The 15,784-nt window shown below is 49.6% G+C and carries 8 protein-coding genes; 7 read left to right on the forward strand and 1 reads right to left on the reverse strand.

The window, feature by feature from the left end; genetic code table 11:
* The first annotated feature begins 1 nt into the window (after window position 1).
* The 4 genes from AC6CIF_RS08185 (at window position 2) to AC6CIF_RS08200 (ending at window position 6,041) form a co-directional block, all read left to right on the forward strand.
* On the forward strand, window positions 2-382 hold the full coding sequence (locus tag AC6CIF_RS08185; RefSeq protein WP_253441470.1) for a phasin family protein: 381 nt from the start codon (window positions 2-4) through the stop codon (window positions 380-382).
* A complete protein-coding gene (locus AC6CIF_RS08190) occupies window positions 383-2,053 on the forward strand; it encodes an ABC1 kinase family protein (protein ID WP_498198979.1) in 1,671 nt (556 codons plus the stop codon).
* A gap of 512 nt (window positions 2,054-2,565) precedes the next feature.
* Window positions 2,566-4,017, forward strand: coding sequence for a SulP family inorganic anion transporter (locus tag AC6CIF_RS08195; protein WP_498198981.1), 1,452 nt, complete (start codon window positions 2,566-2,568; stop codon window positions 4,015-4,017).
* Between the two features lie 431 nt (window positions 4,018-4,448).
* The gene (locus AC6CIF_RS08200) at window positions 4,449-6,041 is read left to right on the forward strand and encodes a DEAD/DEAH box helicase (RefSeq protein ID WP_498198983.1); all 1,593 of its coding nucleotides are present in this window, start codon (window positions 4,449-4,451) and stop codon (window positions 6,039-6,041) included.
* 490 nt (window positions 6,042-6,531) lie between these two features.
* Here AC6CIF_RS08200 and AC6CIF_RS08205 read toward each other — a convergent pair whose 3' ends face one another.
* Window positions 6,532-7,464: a hypothetical protein gene (locus tag AC6CIF_RS08205; RefSeq protein WP_498198985.1), complete on the reverse strand. Its 933-nt coding sequence runs from the start codon at window positions 7,462-7,464 to the stop codon at window positions 6,532-6,534.
* A gap of 408 nt (window positions 7,465-7,872) precedes the next feature.
* Here AC6CIF_RS08205 and AC6CIF_RS08210 point away from each other — a divergent pair, with 408 nt between their 5' ends.
* From AC6CIF_RS08210 to AC6CIF_RS08220, 3 genes are all read left to right on the forward strand, one after another.
* A complete protein-coding gene (locus AC6CIF_RS08210; RefSeq protein WP_498198986.1) occupies window positions 7,873-9,666 on the forward strand; it encodes a vWA domain-containing protein in 1,794 nt (597 codons plus the stop codon).
* A 258-nt stretch (window positions 9,667-9,924) separates the two neighbouring features.
* A complete protein-coding gene (locus tag AC6CIF_RS08215) occupies window positions 9,925-13,314 on the forward strand; it encodes a tubulin-like doman-containing protein (RefSeq protein WP_091036105.1) in 3,390 nt (1,129 codons plus the stop codon).
* Window position 13,315: 1 nt separating this feature from the next.
* Window positions 13,316-15,763 carry a transcription initiation factor TFIID gene (locus AC6CIF_RS08220; protein ID WP_498198988.1) on the forward strand — a complete coding sequence of 816 codons (2,448 nt, stop codon included), beginning with the start codon at window positions 13,316-13,318 and terminating at the stop codon, window positions 15,761-15,763.
* Window positions 15,764-15,784 lie beyond the last annotated feature (21 nt).

Consider the following 15,784-nt stretch of genomic DNA (forward strand, 5'->3'; position numbering starts at 1 on the left):
AATGAGCGATTTGTTCAAAAAGGCGATCTCGTTAGGGCTTGGTCTTACTGTCGTAAGCAAAGAAAAAATTGAGAAAACCGTGGATGATTTGGTCAAGCGCGGGGAACTTGCGCCCGGTGAATCCAAAGCTTTGGTTGAACGCCTGATGGAACGGGGCGATGAAGAACAAGGCCAGTTCAAGAGAGTGATTCAGGAACAGGTCAAGCGCGTGCTTCAGGAAGCTGGTGTGGCATCCGAAAGTGATGTAACCAGTCTGGAACAGCGTGTTGCCGTTCTGGAGAAAAAACTTGCTGAACTGGGCCACTCACCACAGCTTCAACCTGATGAATCCCCAGCTCCACTTGAAGTTCCTCCTCCTCTCAAAGGAAACGAGATCGAGTAGATGGCAGTGCGAATCAAACATGTCGGCAGATACCGTGAAATTGCCATGGCGCTTGTGCGTCATGGCTTCGGTTATATGGTCGAGGAGCTGGGTTTGTTCCAGCTGCTGGCTCTGCCCAGACGGTGGATGTCGCGCGAAGCACACACCACCAAAACGTTGAGTGAACGCATCAGGCTTGTGCTGCAGGAGCTGGGGCCAGCTTTCGTCAAGCTGGGGCAACTCGCAAGCACAAGGGCAGATCTATTGCCTGAGTCTGTCATTCGTGAGTTGGTGAAGTTGCAGGATCAGGTCCCGCCGTTCTCTTCCGAGACGGCACGGGGTATTTTGGAACAGGAATTGGATACACCGCTGGAGGAGATCTTTTCCCGGTTCGAGGATACCCCTGTAGCTGCGGCCAGCATTGGACAGGTGCATCTGGGCAAACTTCGAAGCGGGGAATCGGTAGCCATCAAGATTCAGCGGCCGGGTATATCGCGTATTGTGCAGCGTGACCTGGATATTTTGCGTGAGCTGACTGCCATGGCCGAGAAGCGCTGGGATTGGGTGAAGCAATATCAGATTCCGCAAATGGTAGAAGAATACGCCCAGGCATTGATGGCCGAGCTGGATTATACGGTCGAAGGCCGGAATACGGAAAAGATTGCACAGCAATACCAGCAGGACAATAAGGTGAAAATCCCGACAATTTATTGGGATCATACGTCGTCACGTGTGCTCACTATGGAATATATCGAAGGCATCAAGCTCAATGATCGTGAAGAACTGGTCAGACGCGGCCATGATCTGAACAATATTGCTGAGCGGCTGGTGGACTCATTATTGAATCAAATCTTTATTCATGGATTCTTTCACGCTGACCCACATCCGGGCAACCTGATGGTATTGAAGGATGGACGTCTTGCCTTTATAGACTTCGGTATGGTGGGCAGTCTGAGCGATGAGATGAAACAGCAGCTTGCTTCGCTTATTATTGGGTTAATGCGCAAAGATACGGACAGTATGATCCGGGCAATTGAGAAACTTGGCATGATGCCAGATGACATGGATCTGCGTGGGCTTCATGTGGATTTGGACAAGTTGCGTACCAAATATTACGATATTCCCTTTTCCAAGATTAGTGTGGGTCAGGCGTTAAATGACTTGTTCGGCGTAGCCCAGAGGCACCGGGTTGTCATGCCTGCCGATATTCTGCTGCTCGGTAAATCGTTGCTGACGATGGAAGGTGTAATCGAACATCTCGATCCATCCCTGAGCATTGTAGATATGGCCGAGCCTTTTGGACGGAAACTGATCAAGGAACGTTTTAGCGCAGGAAGAATCAAGAATCGGTTGTTCCGCAGTGCGGCTGATATGGCCGAAAGTGTCATTGGTCTGCCAGGGCAGTTAAGGCAGTTATCATCCATTATTAGCAAAGGCAAGCTGAGGCTAGAGATCAGTGTTCCTGAACTGGATGCCCTCATGCGCAGAATGGACCAGATTAGTAATCGGCTGTCCTTCAGTATTGTGTTACTTGCCTTTTGTATCATCATGGTGGGTTTGATTATCGGTTCGTCGATCAGTCATCAATCCACGATGCTGTGGGATATTCCGGTCATTGAGATTGGTTTTCTGGTGGCGATTCTGATGGTGGCTTTCCTGCTCTATTCGATATTCAAATCAGGAAGATTCTAGCATAGTATCGCGAGAATACCCGTAAAGAGACTTTCTTCAAAGGATCTTTGCGGGTTATTTTTTTGTGAATAGAGAATGGGTGAGTAATTCATAGAAAAACTAAGATAATAGGAGATAAGGTTCTATTTTTTTGGCTTAACTGTATTAGTACATATCCAATCCTGTGACTATAATAATAGGTCAGTACATTAACGGACCCGGTTTTTCTGAGAGGGGAAAACCTATTGGCATCAGGATCAGCTCCTGATGTGGCATGAGTAAGACAACTGAAGGTAATGGAACAATAGCGGTACACATTGGAACGGAAAACACGTGAATGCACATTAACCCGTCAAGGCTATACGGATGGTGAAGAATGATGCAATTCAGGCAACAGCATAGGCGAATGATGCGGAGAGGATTCCGTTGTTTTGTGCTGTCCTGGATAGTTGGTTAGTGTGAACGTCTTTCGTTACTCTTCAGTAAGATTGTCCATTATGAGGAATACACGTAGGAGGAACGGCAAAGAACATATGAATACTTTAAAACAACAATGGTTTGGCAACATTCGCGGAGACGTGCTGGCAGGCATTACGGTAGCGCTGGCGTTAATTCCGGAAGCCATTGCGTTCTCCATCATTGCAGGTGTCGATCCGATGGTCGGATTGTACGCTTCGATTACGATTGCGATTGTGATCTCGATTGCAGGTGGAAGACCCGGTATGATCTCGGCGGCAACAGGTGCCATGGCGGTACTGATGGTTGGACTCGTCAAGGATTATGGCGTGGAATATCTTTTTGCAGCAACGATTTTGACGGGAGTTATTCAGTTTATTTTGGGTATTTTCAAGGTTGGACGGTTTATTACGTTTGTGCCTCATTCGGTACTGACGGGATTTGTGAATGCATTGGCTATTCTGATTTTTATGGCGCAACTGACTCATTTCACAGGGGCTAACTGGATCATGTACGCAATGGTAGCGGGCACGTTGGCGATTGTTTACATATTGCCACGTTTTTTCAAAGGTGTTCCGGCTCCGCTCATTGCGATTATCGCCATGACCATTATTACTGTAGTTTTCCATCTGGATGTGAAAACCGTAGGTCAGATGGGTAATCTCACAAGTACGTTGCCCATGTTCCACTTGCCGAATATTGCATGGACATGGGAAACACTAATGATCCTGCTGCCTTATTCATTCACCTTGGCACTGGTCGGTTTGCTGGAATCTCTCCTGACTGCTACCATTGTGGATGAGATGACGGAGACCAAGAGCAGTAAAAACCGCGAAGTACGCGGTCAGGGGATTGCCAACTTCATTAATGGTTTGTTCGGTGGTATGGCTGGGTGTGCCATGATTGGGCAATCGGTGATTAATGTGAAGTCTGGCGGACGCGGAAGATTATCCACGTTTACCGCAGGTGCGTTTCTCGCGATCCTGTTGTTGCTGCTCAGCGGAGTGGTGAAACAGGTGCCGATGGGTGCGCTCGTTGGTGTAATGTTTATGGTGTGTATCGGAACATTCGACTGGAGTTCCATCAAAAATATTGCCCGTGTGCCTCGGGCGGAAGCCTTTGTCATGATCGTGACGGTGGCGATTGTGGTCTATACCCACGATCTGTCGATCGGGGTCATGGTCGGCGTTGTGCTCAGTGTGCTGCATTTTGGCTGGAAACAGACCAAGATTCGCGTAAAGGCGAGCCAGGAGCAAGGACAGAAAGTATATCGGGTTCACGGACCGTTCTTCTTCGGTTCTTCGTCCCGCTTTGTGGATGAGTTTGATGCAGAGGCTGATCCGAAGGAAATCACGATTGATTTCGGAGGTTCACATATCTGGGACAATACGGCGGTTGTGGCTATTGGCAAAGTGAAATTCAAATACGCGAAGCTGGGCAAAACCGTGCACCTGCGCGGGTTGAACGAAGAGAGCACTCGCATTCTTGAACGGAGTGGATTTGCCACAGCTGGAGGGCATGGTTCGTAACTTGGTTTTGGACGAATTAGACAACGAATAGATAACATAAAAAGATACTTTATAATCAGCGGCGCACTTTTTCCGGAAATCGGGGAGAGGGCGTCGCTGTTTTTTATTAGAGCCTGAGGCATGCTAGGTCATTATTTCCACATCATCAGCAACCTGAAGGCAGATCTAGAGTCACTTGGTCGATACAAGTTACGCTGATCTTGGAATTTTGTGCTACAAGTTGGGTGGGTAACGCTGTATCCCCTTTTGTTTTGCTTGACTAACGTGTAAACTACAGGGTATGGAGAAGAAGAGCAACGAGTGGATTGCTTTTTAAAAAATTCATTTCATAATCATGATTGATATAAGGAAAACTAGTCTTGATGGCAGATACTGATACTAAGGTCATTATGAAATGGACTTATCTAAATGAATATACAGAGGTGTAACGATTGGCAAACTTTGAACAACTGGGCATTCGCCCGGAATGGTGCGAGATCCTGAAACATCAGGGCATCGCCGTGCCGACTCCGGTACAGGAGCGTTCGATTCCGGTACTGCTGGGTGGACGCGATATTATCGCTGAGGCACAGACAGGAACAGGGAAAACGCTGGCATTTTTGCTGCCGATTATTCAGAAAATTAACGTATCCGACCGTTCGCCGCAAGCGTTGATTATTGCGCCTACGCGTGAGCTTGCGCTGCAAATTACGGAAGAAGCGAAGAAACTCACGGCAAACGACGATAAACTGCATGTGCTTGCCGTATACGGCGGGCAGGATGTGGACAAGCAACTGCGTAAATTGCAGAACGGAACCCAGATCGTTATTGGCACACCCGGGCGTCTGCTGGATCACCTGCGCCGTGGCACGTTGAAGCTGGATAATGTGAAAAAACTGGTGCTGGATGAAGCCGACCAAATGCTGCACATGGGCTTCCTGGACGATGTGGAAACGATTCTTAGTGAGCTTCCACACAAACGTCAAACAATGCTGTTCTCAGCAACGATGCCTAAGGGCATTCGCAACCTGGCGAAGACCTACATGAAAGATCCGGAAGATGTAAAAGTGTCTTCCCAATCTGTTATCCCGATCAAACAAATTCGCCAGCAAGTGCTGGAGTGTACGGATCGTGGTAAGCTTGAAGCGCTTCGCGGCATGATTGATACGTATCGCCCATACTTGGCGATTATTTTCTGCCGGACCAAGCGTCGTGCATCCAAGCTTAACCAAGATCTGCGTGAAGCAGGTTATGCAAGTGATGAACTTCATGGAGATCTGTCCCAATCCAAGCGTGAGAACGTAATGAAAGCGTTCCGCGATGCCAAACTGCAAGTGCTGGTTGCTACAGATGTAGCTGCACGTGGACTTGATGTTGAAGGCGTTACGCATGTATTTAACTACGATATGCCGCATGATGCGGAAAGTTATATCCACCGGATTGGTCGTACGGGCCGTGCAGGCGGTACAGGTCTTGCTGTAACGTTTGCAACAGAGCACGACAGACCGGAACTTGCACGTATTGAACAAGGTATTGACCAGAAGCTGTCCCGTATCCAGTGGACAAGCGAAGGTCCAATTGCTTCAACTGGAGCAGCTAGACGTTCCATCAACAGTCAAGGGGATGACGAACGTTCAGGCGGACGCTCTTCCGGAACTGGCAGTGCCCGTCGCGGTGCAGGCCGTAACGATCGCAGAGATGGCGGACGTGGGGGTCGTGGTTCCCGCGGCGGCGAAGGTGGACGCAGTGGTGGTCGTAGCGGTGGCCGCAGCAGCGACAGCAGTCGCGGTGCAGCAGGTCAAGGTGGACGCGGTGCGGGTCGCAGTGGCGACGAGCGCAGCGCAGGTCGTGGTTCCGCGCGTAGCAGCGACAGCAGTCGCGGAGCAGCGGGCCAAAGCGGACGCGGTGCAGCTAGCAGCGGCTGGGCTGGCCGTAGCGCCGACAAGCGCACCTCCGGGCGCAGTAGCGAAGGCTCTCGCCGTCCGGAATCCGCAGGACGCGGACCGGCGAAGGGTGACCGTCGCGATTCTCGTCGCGGACGGTAAAGCCTTGGCGCAAGCGGCGATGTAGCCGCAATTGCGCAGGCACCATGCCATGCCAGAGTGATTGGCATGGCATATATGAGAGGGTTCGGGTACAAATGTACCGAACCCTCAGATCAAGGGTCGCGACGGAACCACGTCGCGGCCCTTTTTCACCAGGACAGATGATCATATCCGCTTATTGTTTTTGTCATCTGCGAGTGCCTGTTTGCACACCTGTTTCATTCCATGGAAGATGTCTTTTAGGTATTCCCTATCTGGTTTTTCTTTGTCCGTGTACAGTGCATAACACTTGGCAGACTGCCATAAAATTCAAAACACCTCATCCTAGACCTAAGGATGGGGTGTTTTTGGATTAATTCTTATATCATTAGAATCATAACCTTCGATCTGTGGTGCTGACTCGCATGCAGGGGTGGATGAAATTGCATTCGTCTATATACAGGGAGTGAGTTTGCACTAAACTACGTTTTTCTTTCTCAATATATCATCCCTACAGCTGAACATCTGCGTATTGATCCCGATATTTCTCGTTATACACCCGACCTACCGACTCTGCCAATCCCCCTCGTGCCTTGCTCGGATAGCGTTCAATCGTGTGATACAGCCGCATGAAGCGATCCTTGGGCATAAAGCGGGCGTAGCGGGTAATAAGACTAGGGAATAACTCAATATATTTGCTCTTGCGCACGGCAGCAGCAGCTACGGCTGTAAGTATCTGAATTCCATTGTGGAGCTGTAAAATATTCACTTCATAGGTTGCGATATAACGAATCGCATCTTCACGGATCAAATCCGGCTTAAGCCGCGCAATCTCACCAATATATTCAGCCAGTAGCCGCTCGAAGCTGCGTAGAAGCAAGGGCTTGAGTTGCAAATCCATGTCACTACGCAGGACAAAGGATTGTAACAATGCAACCTGTTGCAGTCGAATTCGGTCGTTGTAGACAAGTGAGCCGATCTCGCGGAGCATCTCATAGGCAAGTGCTTCATCCTGCTTTCGGGCTTCGGCGACCAGAGCCCAGTTGCGATTGATGCCCTGTCGGATGATTTCCTCATCCTGTTGCAACATGCGCTTCAACTCGCGCTGCTGCTCTACCTCGAACGAACGTTTCTGCATGAAGATCAATAAGGCCAGAAGCAGCAGGGAAACACTGGCTGCTGCCATGGTCTGATCTATGGTCTCACCGAAATAGGTGGCAGCTGCACCGAACAATATCGTAATGAACAGGTCGCGTGCAATGCGGCGTTTCACACGGGAAGTCGCCTTCGACTGAACGGAGTTCAGGGCACCCCGGCCACAGGCCGTGCACTCCTCTTCCCACAGGCAGGTGTACTGTCCACAACGTGAGCAGACTTGCAACTTTTCATAGGCATAGGTCGTTCGATGAAATGGTCGTATGGATACAACTAGTTTAGTACTCATGCTCAATCACGCTCACCATTCAGAATAGTGTAGAGGGTACGATCCGTGTCTTCGCGGGAAATTGGTTTCCTCCGATGAAGCTGGAGTGCAAAACCCTTTATGATGACAAAAAGAAACAATATGGCGAGGCATCCGTATGTAACCATAATCCGTTCCCTTCTATGGCTTGGTGAACAAGCGCTGTTATATTGCAGTTTGCTGGCAATAACTATATCATATTTCCATAGTTGGTACTTTTGTGCCAGTTACAGGCTTGAAATCGTCGATTTTTGTCAGTCATTACAAAACTGTAACTCAAGATAGGGGTGCTTTTCAGAATTTGTTAGTAGACTGTTAAGATTTCCTTAAGGCTTGACGCCTATAATAAACTATTCCCATTTTAATCTCAAACGTGAAGGAGTACACCCAATGCTGCGGACACGCAAAATACGCTGGCTCAGTGGAACGATAGTTCTGCTGGCAATTCTAACGCTACTGCTACCTCAGGCGTTGCTGCCACAAGCTGCAGCGGCTCAGGCACAGACAAGCGGAATCGATGCGGTACTTGTAGCCGATGTAAGTAACTCGATGAATACAAGTGACCGTGACAAGATCAGTAATGAAGCCATGAAAATGTTTATTGATATGCTGCCCGTCCAGGGGGACAAGGTAGGGATTGTCGCTTATACCGATCAGGTGGAGCGGGAAAAGGCTATGCTTACGATTCAGTCCGATACGGACAAGAGCAGCCTGAAGGATTTTATTGATCAGCTCGGCCGGGGGCCATATACCGATGTCTCAGTTGGTGTCGCCGAAGCCGTGAACATACTGAATCATGGTGCAGACCCATCCCACTCGCCGATGATCGTGCTGCTGGCGGATGGCAACAATGACTTTAACAAAACCAAAGGCCGTACACAGGCACAATCCGACGCTGATCTGGCAAAAGCCGTGAAGGAAGCACAGGATCAGGGCATTCCGGTGTATACGATTGGACTGAACGCGGATGGCAAGCTGAACAAGAATGCACTCGCAGACCTGGCTCAGCAGACCGGAGGCAAGTCATTCATTACCGATACGCCGGATGATCTGCCACAGATTCTGAGTGAGATCTTCGCCGATCATGCCAAACTGAATGTGGTGAAGCTGCCCTCTGTAACGGGAAACGGCAGTTATCAGGAAGTTACCGTGAACGTGCCAAACGACAGTGTATTGGAAGCTAATATTTCGATCATGTCCTCGAAGCCGGTGGAAGTGCAATTGACGGACCCTTCCGGACAAGCCGTGGATCTGAACTCGGATGCAGCCAAGCTCTCGACTTCGAAGAGTTATTCACTCGTGAAGCTGTTGAAACCCCAAGAGGGAGATTGGAAACTTCGGGTAAAAGGGGCTCCGAAAGACAGCATCGATATCAACCTGTTGTTCAACTACGATCTTCAGCTCGTTGTGGACCCAATTAAGACCAAGTCCTATACCAAAGGAGACAAGGTTGATCTTGCAGCCAAACTGGAGAATGGCGGTCAGCCGCTTCAGGATAATGATCTGTATGCAGATATGAAGGCCACGCTGGTTGTGAAAGATGTGGATACAGGCAAAAGTGAAGAACAACCGCTGGAAAACATAGGTTCTGGTTTTGCCGGAACGTTTGAAGTACCAGACAATCATAACTATGAATTAGTCATCCGTGCGGAAGAAGACAGCTTCTACCGTGAAAGTGAGCCAATCACGATCAACGCGAGCGGAGCAGCCGGAAGTGGATCTCAACCAACGACGTCTGGCGGTGAACAGGACAAGCCGTTTCCTTGGTTACCTGTCATCCTGGGTGTTGTAGCCCTGATTGTGGTCGGTGTTGGTGCCTGGTTCCTGATGGGCTGGCTGAAACGCAAAAACCGGGGATTTGTAGGCCAGATGGTTGTGGAGATTCGTGATGAGAACACGGGAGACAAGTCCTATCCGCAATATAAAAAGCTGGTATCCTTCCGGGGCAGATTCCATCTGCATCAGTTGTTGCAACTGGACCCTGAGCTGAAGGAAACCGAAAAATATGTATTTACGCCCAGCAATGGGGATCGAATTATAATCCGTAACACCGCAGGCGGTACGCTGGAGAAATCCGGTCGTGCAGTTGATGCAAGCTCAGGCGTTGAACTGAAGAACGGTGACCGACTGAGCATCCCGCTGCAACAGGCGGACAAGACCATTTTAATTGAATATCTGGTGTGAAGGATTATTTGATTTAAGTTGATTGTTTAGTTTAAAAGGATGCCAATAAAATTTGGGACCAACTGTTTACACGAGAACGCAGAGGACAGAAATAACGTGAAGAAGCGGAAGCGTTCGCCTTTATCCCCGGATTTTCACTTTGTAAAAGTGAATTGAAAAAATCTGGGGATAACAGCGATCGGAATGTTATTCTGTCATCGGAGTGGCAAGTGTAATGAAGTTGCAGTTCCAACTTTGTTAATCAAAGGAGGACATGGAATGAAACCGATTGTTAGAGAACATATTCAGCAACTGGATGTATCACTTGGCGGAGGTATTGTCAGTGAGAAGATCAGAGTTGATACAATTGATAACCCCATTCTGATTATTGGTCTGGGAGGAACGGGAATTGACGCACTGCTGCGTCTCAAATATCAGATTAACCGTCGTTTCAAGCTACCACAGGACCCGGTATCCAAGAAAAAAATGGACAAGCCGGACAATGTGGAGTTTCTGGCTTTTGAGACAAACGAACAGGATCGTGCCAAAAAGTATAAAGGGATCGGACTCGATCCGATTAATGAATTCGTGCTGCTGTCTAATGCCGAGATTGGGGGACTTCTTCAAAACCGCAGCGTGCTGGAACCTTATATTACGGACTGGCTGTCTCCCGAACTGAGCATCACGGATGGCATGAACGGTGCCGCAGGGGTGCGTCAGGCTGGACGTCTGCTCTTGTTCACCAAGATCAATCAGGTTGTGCAGGCTATCGACAAAAAGATCAAAACCTTATCTGTAGGCACCAACAAAAAACTGATGGTGTTCCTGCTGACAGGTCTGTCCGGCGGTACAGGCAGCGGTTGCTTCCTCGATATTTCCTATATCGTGCGCGGTATTATCGAACGTGATCACGGCTCAGCCGGGATTGACCGCGTGAATACGCTGGGCTACCTGTTCACGCCAGACGTGAACCTGTCCAACAAAAGCTTGAGCGAACACACTCGTGAATACATTCGCAAGAACGGATATGCTGCACTCAAAGAGCTGGATTACTGGATGAACGTGGATAGCCGCGGTGAGCGGTTTACACAGAAGTACGGCAATATTTTAACCGTCAACTCACCACTGCCGCCATTTAACCTGTGTCATCTGATCTCTGCGACGAATACCGAAGGGAAATTGCTAGAGAACGCCTACGATTACTGCATGAACGTCACGGCCGAGAACATTACCAACTTCATGGCAAGTGAGGAGAAGCAGTCGGGTGAGGAGTTCGCAATCCATGACTATATCAGCAACATTCGAACCAACATTGCACAGATGAACAAAGTGTACCCGGCGAACTATGATTACAACATCATCGGTGCATCTTCGGCTGTACTACCAATTGAAGAGATGACCACGTATCTGGCATATCGCATGTTCGACAAAATGAATACCATGTTCTCCAAAGCACCGAACCAGGAGGATACCGAGAAGTTTGCCCGCAAGCTGGGCATTGATCTCGAAAGTGTGGTCAAGTCCTTTGAAGCGCGCGTGCCAGAGCCACTGCCTGGGTATCAGAACAGCGAGCGTTTATCCTATGGCAACGTGGTGAAATCACAGGTTGTGAATATGGACACCGAGCTGGAGCAGAACTTCTTGGCCCGTGCCCGTGAAGAATATATCAAGGCGAAGAAACAACTGCCGGGCGAGATTGCCGGTCAGTTCACCGAACAGATCCGGCGTATGTTTTTGCATCCCGAACAAGGTCCGTTTTATGTCTCTCGTCTGATTTATACGGAAAAAGGCTTCTGTGTACTGAAGATGATTCAGTCGTACATTGAAACGCTGCGTGAGAATGCCTTCCGCATTCCGCGTGATATTGAAGCAGCTCAGGAGCAGTCCGAAGAGAAGCTGGGCGATGCGAAGAGTGCTTTTGTCTCCAAAGAGAAGAAAAAGAATGCTTATATTGAAGCAAAAATTCATGAGTACTGGCTGCACGCCGACGTGGAACGCAACGATCAGATGATCGAGTTCTATGAAGATCTGTATGAGTTGCTGAACCAGGAGAACAGCCGCATTTATAACGTATTTACCGAAACGCTGAACGCCCTTAGCTCGATATTCGCGAAGAACGGTGACCTGCTGACACGTGGCGAAGAACAAGCCGATCACAAAGGAAACAAAACATATTACTGGAACGTCGTAAGTGTACCGGATATCGTCAGTGTGGTGGACGGGCTGTTGGACAAGCGAGATACAGATGATCTGATCCGTGACTTCTCCCGTGAATTGCTGGAAAACTCCAGCCAATGGGTGAAAGAAAACGAGATTGATATCGTCAGCTCCATCTCCGACTTCCTGAGTGAGAAATTCGGTGATCTGATTACGCGTTCCATGGAAGATTTCCTGGTGATCAAATACGGTCAGGATGAGTCGGTTGAGAAATTCGTGGAACGTTTCATTGCTGGCAAGCTGGATGATGAGGCAGTTCCGGTGTTCAATCTGAGCAACAGTACAGGCAGTCTGCATTTCCCTTCATGGGGATTTGTATCGGTACCGGCACAGGCGCCGGGCATTCTGAAAGGGATTCGCAATTATCAGAACAATGCGGTGGGCAAGTCTCATTTTACCGTTAAGGAAAGTGAAGTGCGTAACCGGATATTCTGGCTGAATACCCGCAACGGGGTACCACTCTTTGTGTATACTCCGCTCAAAGTATATGAGGAAAGTTATGAACGTACCATTTTGGACAAAGAAGGCATTGGTCGACACTTGGTACAAACGGAGAAAAACAACTGGACCTATCTGCCGTCTCCGATTCCGGAGAAATCATGGGGAGATGTGTACGAGAACGCCCGCGTGAAGCAGTATAACGCCCGTGTGCGAAACGAATTTGAGCAGGCGCTTGGATACAACATCGTGACAGCCAAATCGATTGATGAGAATACAAGCAACCGGTATGCGATTGTGACAACAGAAGCGTTTGATCTGTCTGCCAAACTGGGAGCCTACGACATGCGTTTGACGTCCACAACGCCGAACCTCGGGGAAGTGAAGCGGGCGGTGATTGAGCTGAAACGTCTGCAATCCGAAGGGTTGCCACGTGTGGGAGTTAAGGATATTTTCGGCAGTATTAATGAAGATATGGCCAAAGAAAACCTGGTACGCTCCCCGCAGCTGATCGCACGTGTACGTGAGGAACTGGCGAAGATGAATGCCATCTCGGCCAAAGTCGCCGAACTCGAAGGCATTCTTGCCCAGTACCAGGACGAAGAGCAGTGGTATGACCGCTTCATCGAAGCGTTATATACTGACACCATCGTCAAAAAGGGTGCGCTCTACGTCTATGACCGTGACCCGGAAGAAGATGCATGGGAGCCATTCGCTAACCTGATGAAGAGCCGTAACTTTGCCGAGTATGAAGTGTTTGGCAACTTCCGCGGTCTGGCGGAAAAGGATCGCAGTACATTGCTACGCAAAGCCTCCCGTCGGGATAATGATCTGACGGCTTCAGAAGATATCACCCCATTGCTGACAAAGCTGGATGATCTGGCTGCGCTGTTCATGGAATCACGTGATCGTCTCGAATACGAGCGAGTAGAACTGGCTAACGGTGAAGACATCTATCAGTTCTACAGAACGATGTCGTCCAAGTTGAACGACATTCGCAGAAGGCTGAAGTAAGATGGCGGCCGGGATGGAGTTCAATTCGAACAATACCCTGAAGCGTGATCTGGAGAAGTATGCAGCACAGTATGCAATAGAGCAGGAACGTCAAGGCAGTCTGGGTGATGGACGCAGCAGTATCCATTACCCGGCGCTGTTCCTGTTTGTGGGTGATCTGGTTGCACCTGCTGTGTCTGCTGTGCAGGAGATCAATCGGCTAAAATGGGATAATGGAGACGGTGTAGTCTACGTTCAGATTGGGACAGAAGATCAGGAAGCGGGTTCGGGTGAAACGAGGAATGGTGGCTCGTCCGATGATGGTCAGGTGACTCGTCACCGCTTGCCTTTGTCCGCTGGGCAGACGGAGCGACCGTCCAAAACGCGGCGTAAGGATGTACATCGCAGTTTCCACGAATCGGATCAGGCGCTCTACGATCTGAATCGTACGCTTCGGCGGGTCAGTAACCGAATTGCCGAATATGGACGGTTATACTCGTCATTTGATCGGATTTACGTTACGGTGGTAACCAGAGCGGATGATCCGTTGAATGTATTGTTGCCAGAGCTGACCAAGCTGACGGAGACCATTTTGTCCCAAGCCTTCAAGTCGGTGCAAACGGATCTGCATGTGTTGGTCAGCGAGATGGAACAGGTGGATTCCTTCGGGTATGCCAGCGCAGCAGGCCTCGCTTTTCTGCGGGAACTGGATTATATGCAGTCCTTGGACTACACGTTCAGCGGTAAACTGCTGGTGACGGAGGATGGGATCTCCATTCCCGTTACACATCCCGCGTCACCGTTGTTTGATCTGGTATATCTGTTGTCCGACAAAAATGAGCGTGGAACCGGCGTTCCCGGTGGCTGGATAGAAAATGCCGAGATCATCTGCCGCATCTGCCTGCTGAAGAACAGAAAGCAGGATGTGGATCACTCGGGTAGCGTTTCAAGCACGGGAGCGAACACGTACAACAATACATCTTTTAAAAACAATATTCGTACCACCTCTGATCAACATGGTTATGCAAGTGCGGGTTTTGCCGAGATCAGGCGGCCAAACAAACCGATTGCACTGGCGGTGTTATATCACATGTATCGGTATCTGCTCGTACGTATGCGGCAGGAGCCGGATTGGAGCATTAAGGACAAACTCTCTTTCTTTGGACTGGACGCGGCCTCGGTGGAACGCAAAGTCGAAGGCTTGCTGCCCAATGAAGATCTGGTTAGTGGCATGAGTGGCATCATGACGCATAACGTCAGTTTCTCTGATCTGAAGCCGCTCTCCCTACGTGAAGCGGAGAGAGCGTTGTTTGGACAAGGAGCCGAAGCGTACTTCCGCGATAACGTTGTCCGTCTTGTCGAAGAGCGTGTGCGCGAGCGCAGCTCTGGCGGCTCTCTACGCCGTCAGGCCGAACAATCCCGCGCGGAGCATCCAGAGGTTGGTTACTTCCAGTGGGCGGCTTGGAGTGACAGTGAGCCTGGCAGTGTACGTGAAGCGCTGCTTGGACTGATTCGGGATAAATCGATGCAGCTTGAATCGGCACGTGCTCTGCTGGAGCAACGTCAACAAGAGCGAGTGGAAGATCAGTCGTTCAAACGAGCGTTGTTCCGTGATAAACAGAATGTGCGCAATCTGATTGACTGCATGCTGGAGCGAGTGTATGTACCCAAGATAGAATTATTGCGGCTGGAAAATGAATTACATTTGCTGCGCATCTACGATACGGAGATGGAAGAGCTTCATCGTTTCAGTCGCCATGTCACAGCAGCACTTGAAGCGCTGGAACGCACATTGCGAGAGACAGCTGCCCAAAGTATCGCCGCTGCGGATGAATACATCGGCCAGAACGTGATGGAGTACTACGGCAAAGTGACGGAAGAGCTAATCATTGATTTGGAGGCCAAGCGCGGACGGGATGTATGGTTTGAGGACCGTTACATGGGAGACATGAACCGGCTCGCCACAGAAGGCGATGATCGTCTGTTGAAACGCCTGATGGAGGTATGTCACTCGTTGCTGCTTACGGCAGAGCCGTTGCAATTGCCATTTGAAGAAGAGCTGTTGCAAAGGGCCAATGTAACGATTGCCTACGGAGACAAAGACGTATTAACCCGGGATGATCTGTTCCGCAGGTTGTACCACACGCTGGAGGATCAGGCGGTTGTTCGGGTACGGGTATTCGACTATACGCAGGAACATCGGTATGAAGAGAAGTATTTCTTTGGTGATCATCATAGTGCTTTCATGGACTACGCGGCACATGCCGAAGAGACGTCACGCATCTACAAGCTGGGTGTAGTGTACGAAGAACGCAGTAGTGGCGTGGAGAAGCTCAATCTGATGGGCGGTTTCCATCTGGAGGATCTTATGGTGTATCGGAACGGCAAGGTATATTATGACTCGTACACGGAGAATGGCTATGAACTTCACCCCGCAGGTCTGGCGGACAAGTTGTCACCCATCCGTTAAGACGTCTGGCGGTGTCCTGAC

The organism is Paenibacillus sp. GQ49, assembly GCF_059759055.1.

Excerpts from the sequence above, each read along its gene's own strand:
- AC6CIF_RS08220 (WP_498198988.1), top strand. The coding sequence starts at position 13,316 with ATGGCGGCCGGGATGGAGTTCAATTCGAACAATACCCTGAAGCGTGAT.
- AC6CIF_RS08210 (WP_498198986.1), top strand. The coding sequence starts at position 7,873 with ATGCTGCGGACACGCAAAATACGCTGGCTCAGTGGAACGATAGTTCTG.
- AC6CIF_RS08205 (WP_498198985.1), bottom strand. The coding sequence starts at position 7,464 with ATGAGTACTAAACTAGTTGTATCCATACGACCATTTCATCGAACGACC.
- AC6CIF_RS08185 (WP_253441470.1), top strand. The coding sequence starts at position 2 with ATGAGCGATTTGTTCAAAAAGGCGATCTCGTTAGGGCTTGGTCTTACT.
- AC6CIF_RS08195 (WP_498198981.1), top strand. The coding sequence starts at position 2,566 with ATGAATACTTTAAAACAACAATGGTTTGGCAACATTCGCGGAGACGTG.
- AC6CIF_RS08215 (WP_091036105.1), top strand. The coding sequence starts at position 9,925 with ATGAAACCGATTGTTAGAGAACATATTCAGCAACTGGATGTATCACTT.
- AC6CIF_RS08190 (WP_498198979.1), top strand. The coding sequence starts at position 383 with ATGGCAGTGCGAATCAAACATGTCGGCAGATACCGTGAAATTGCCATG.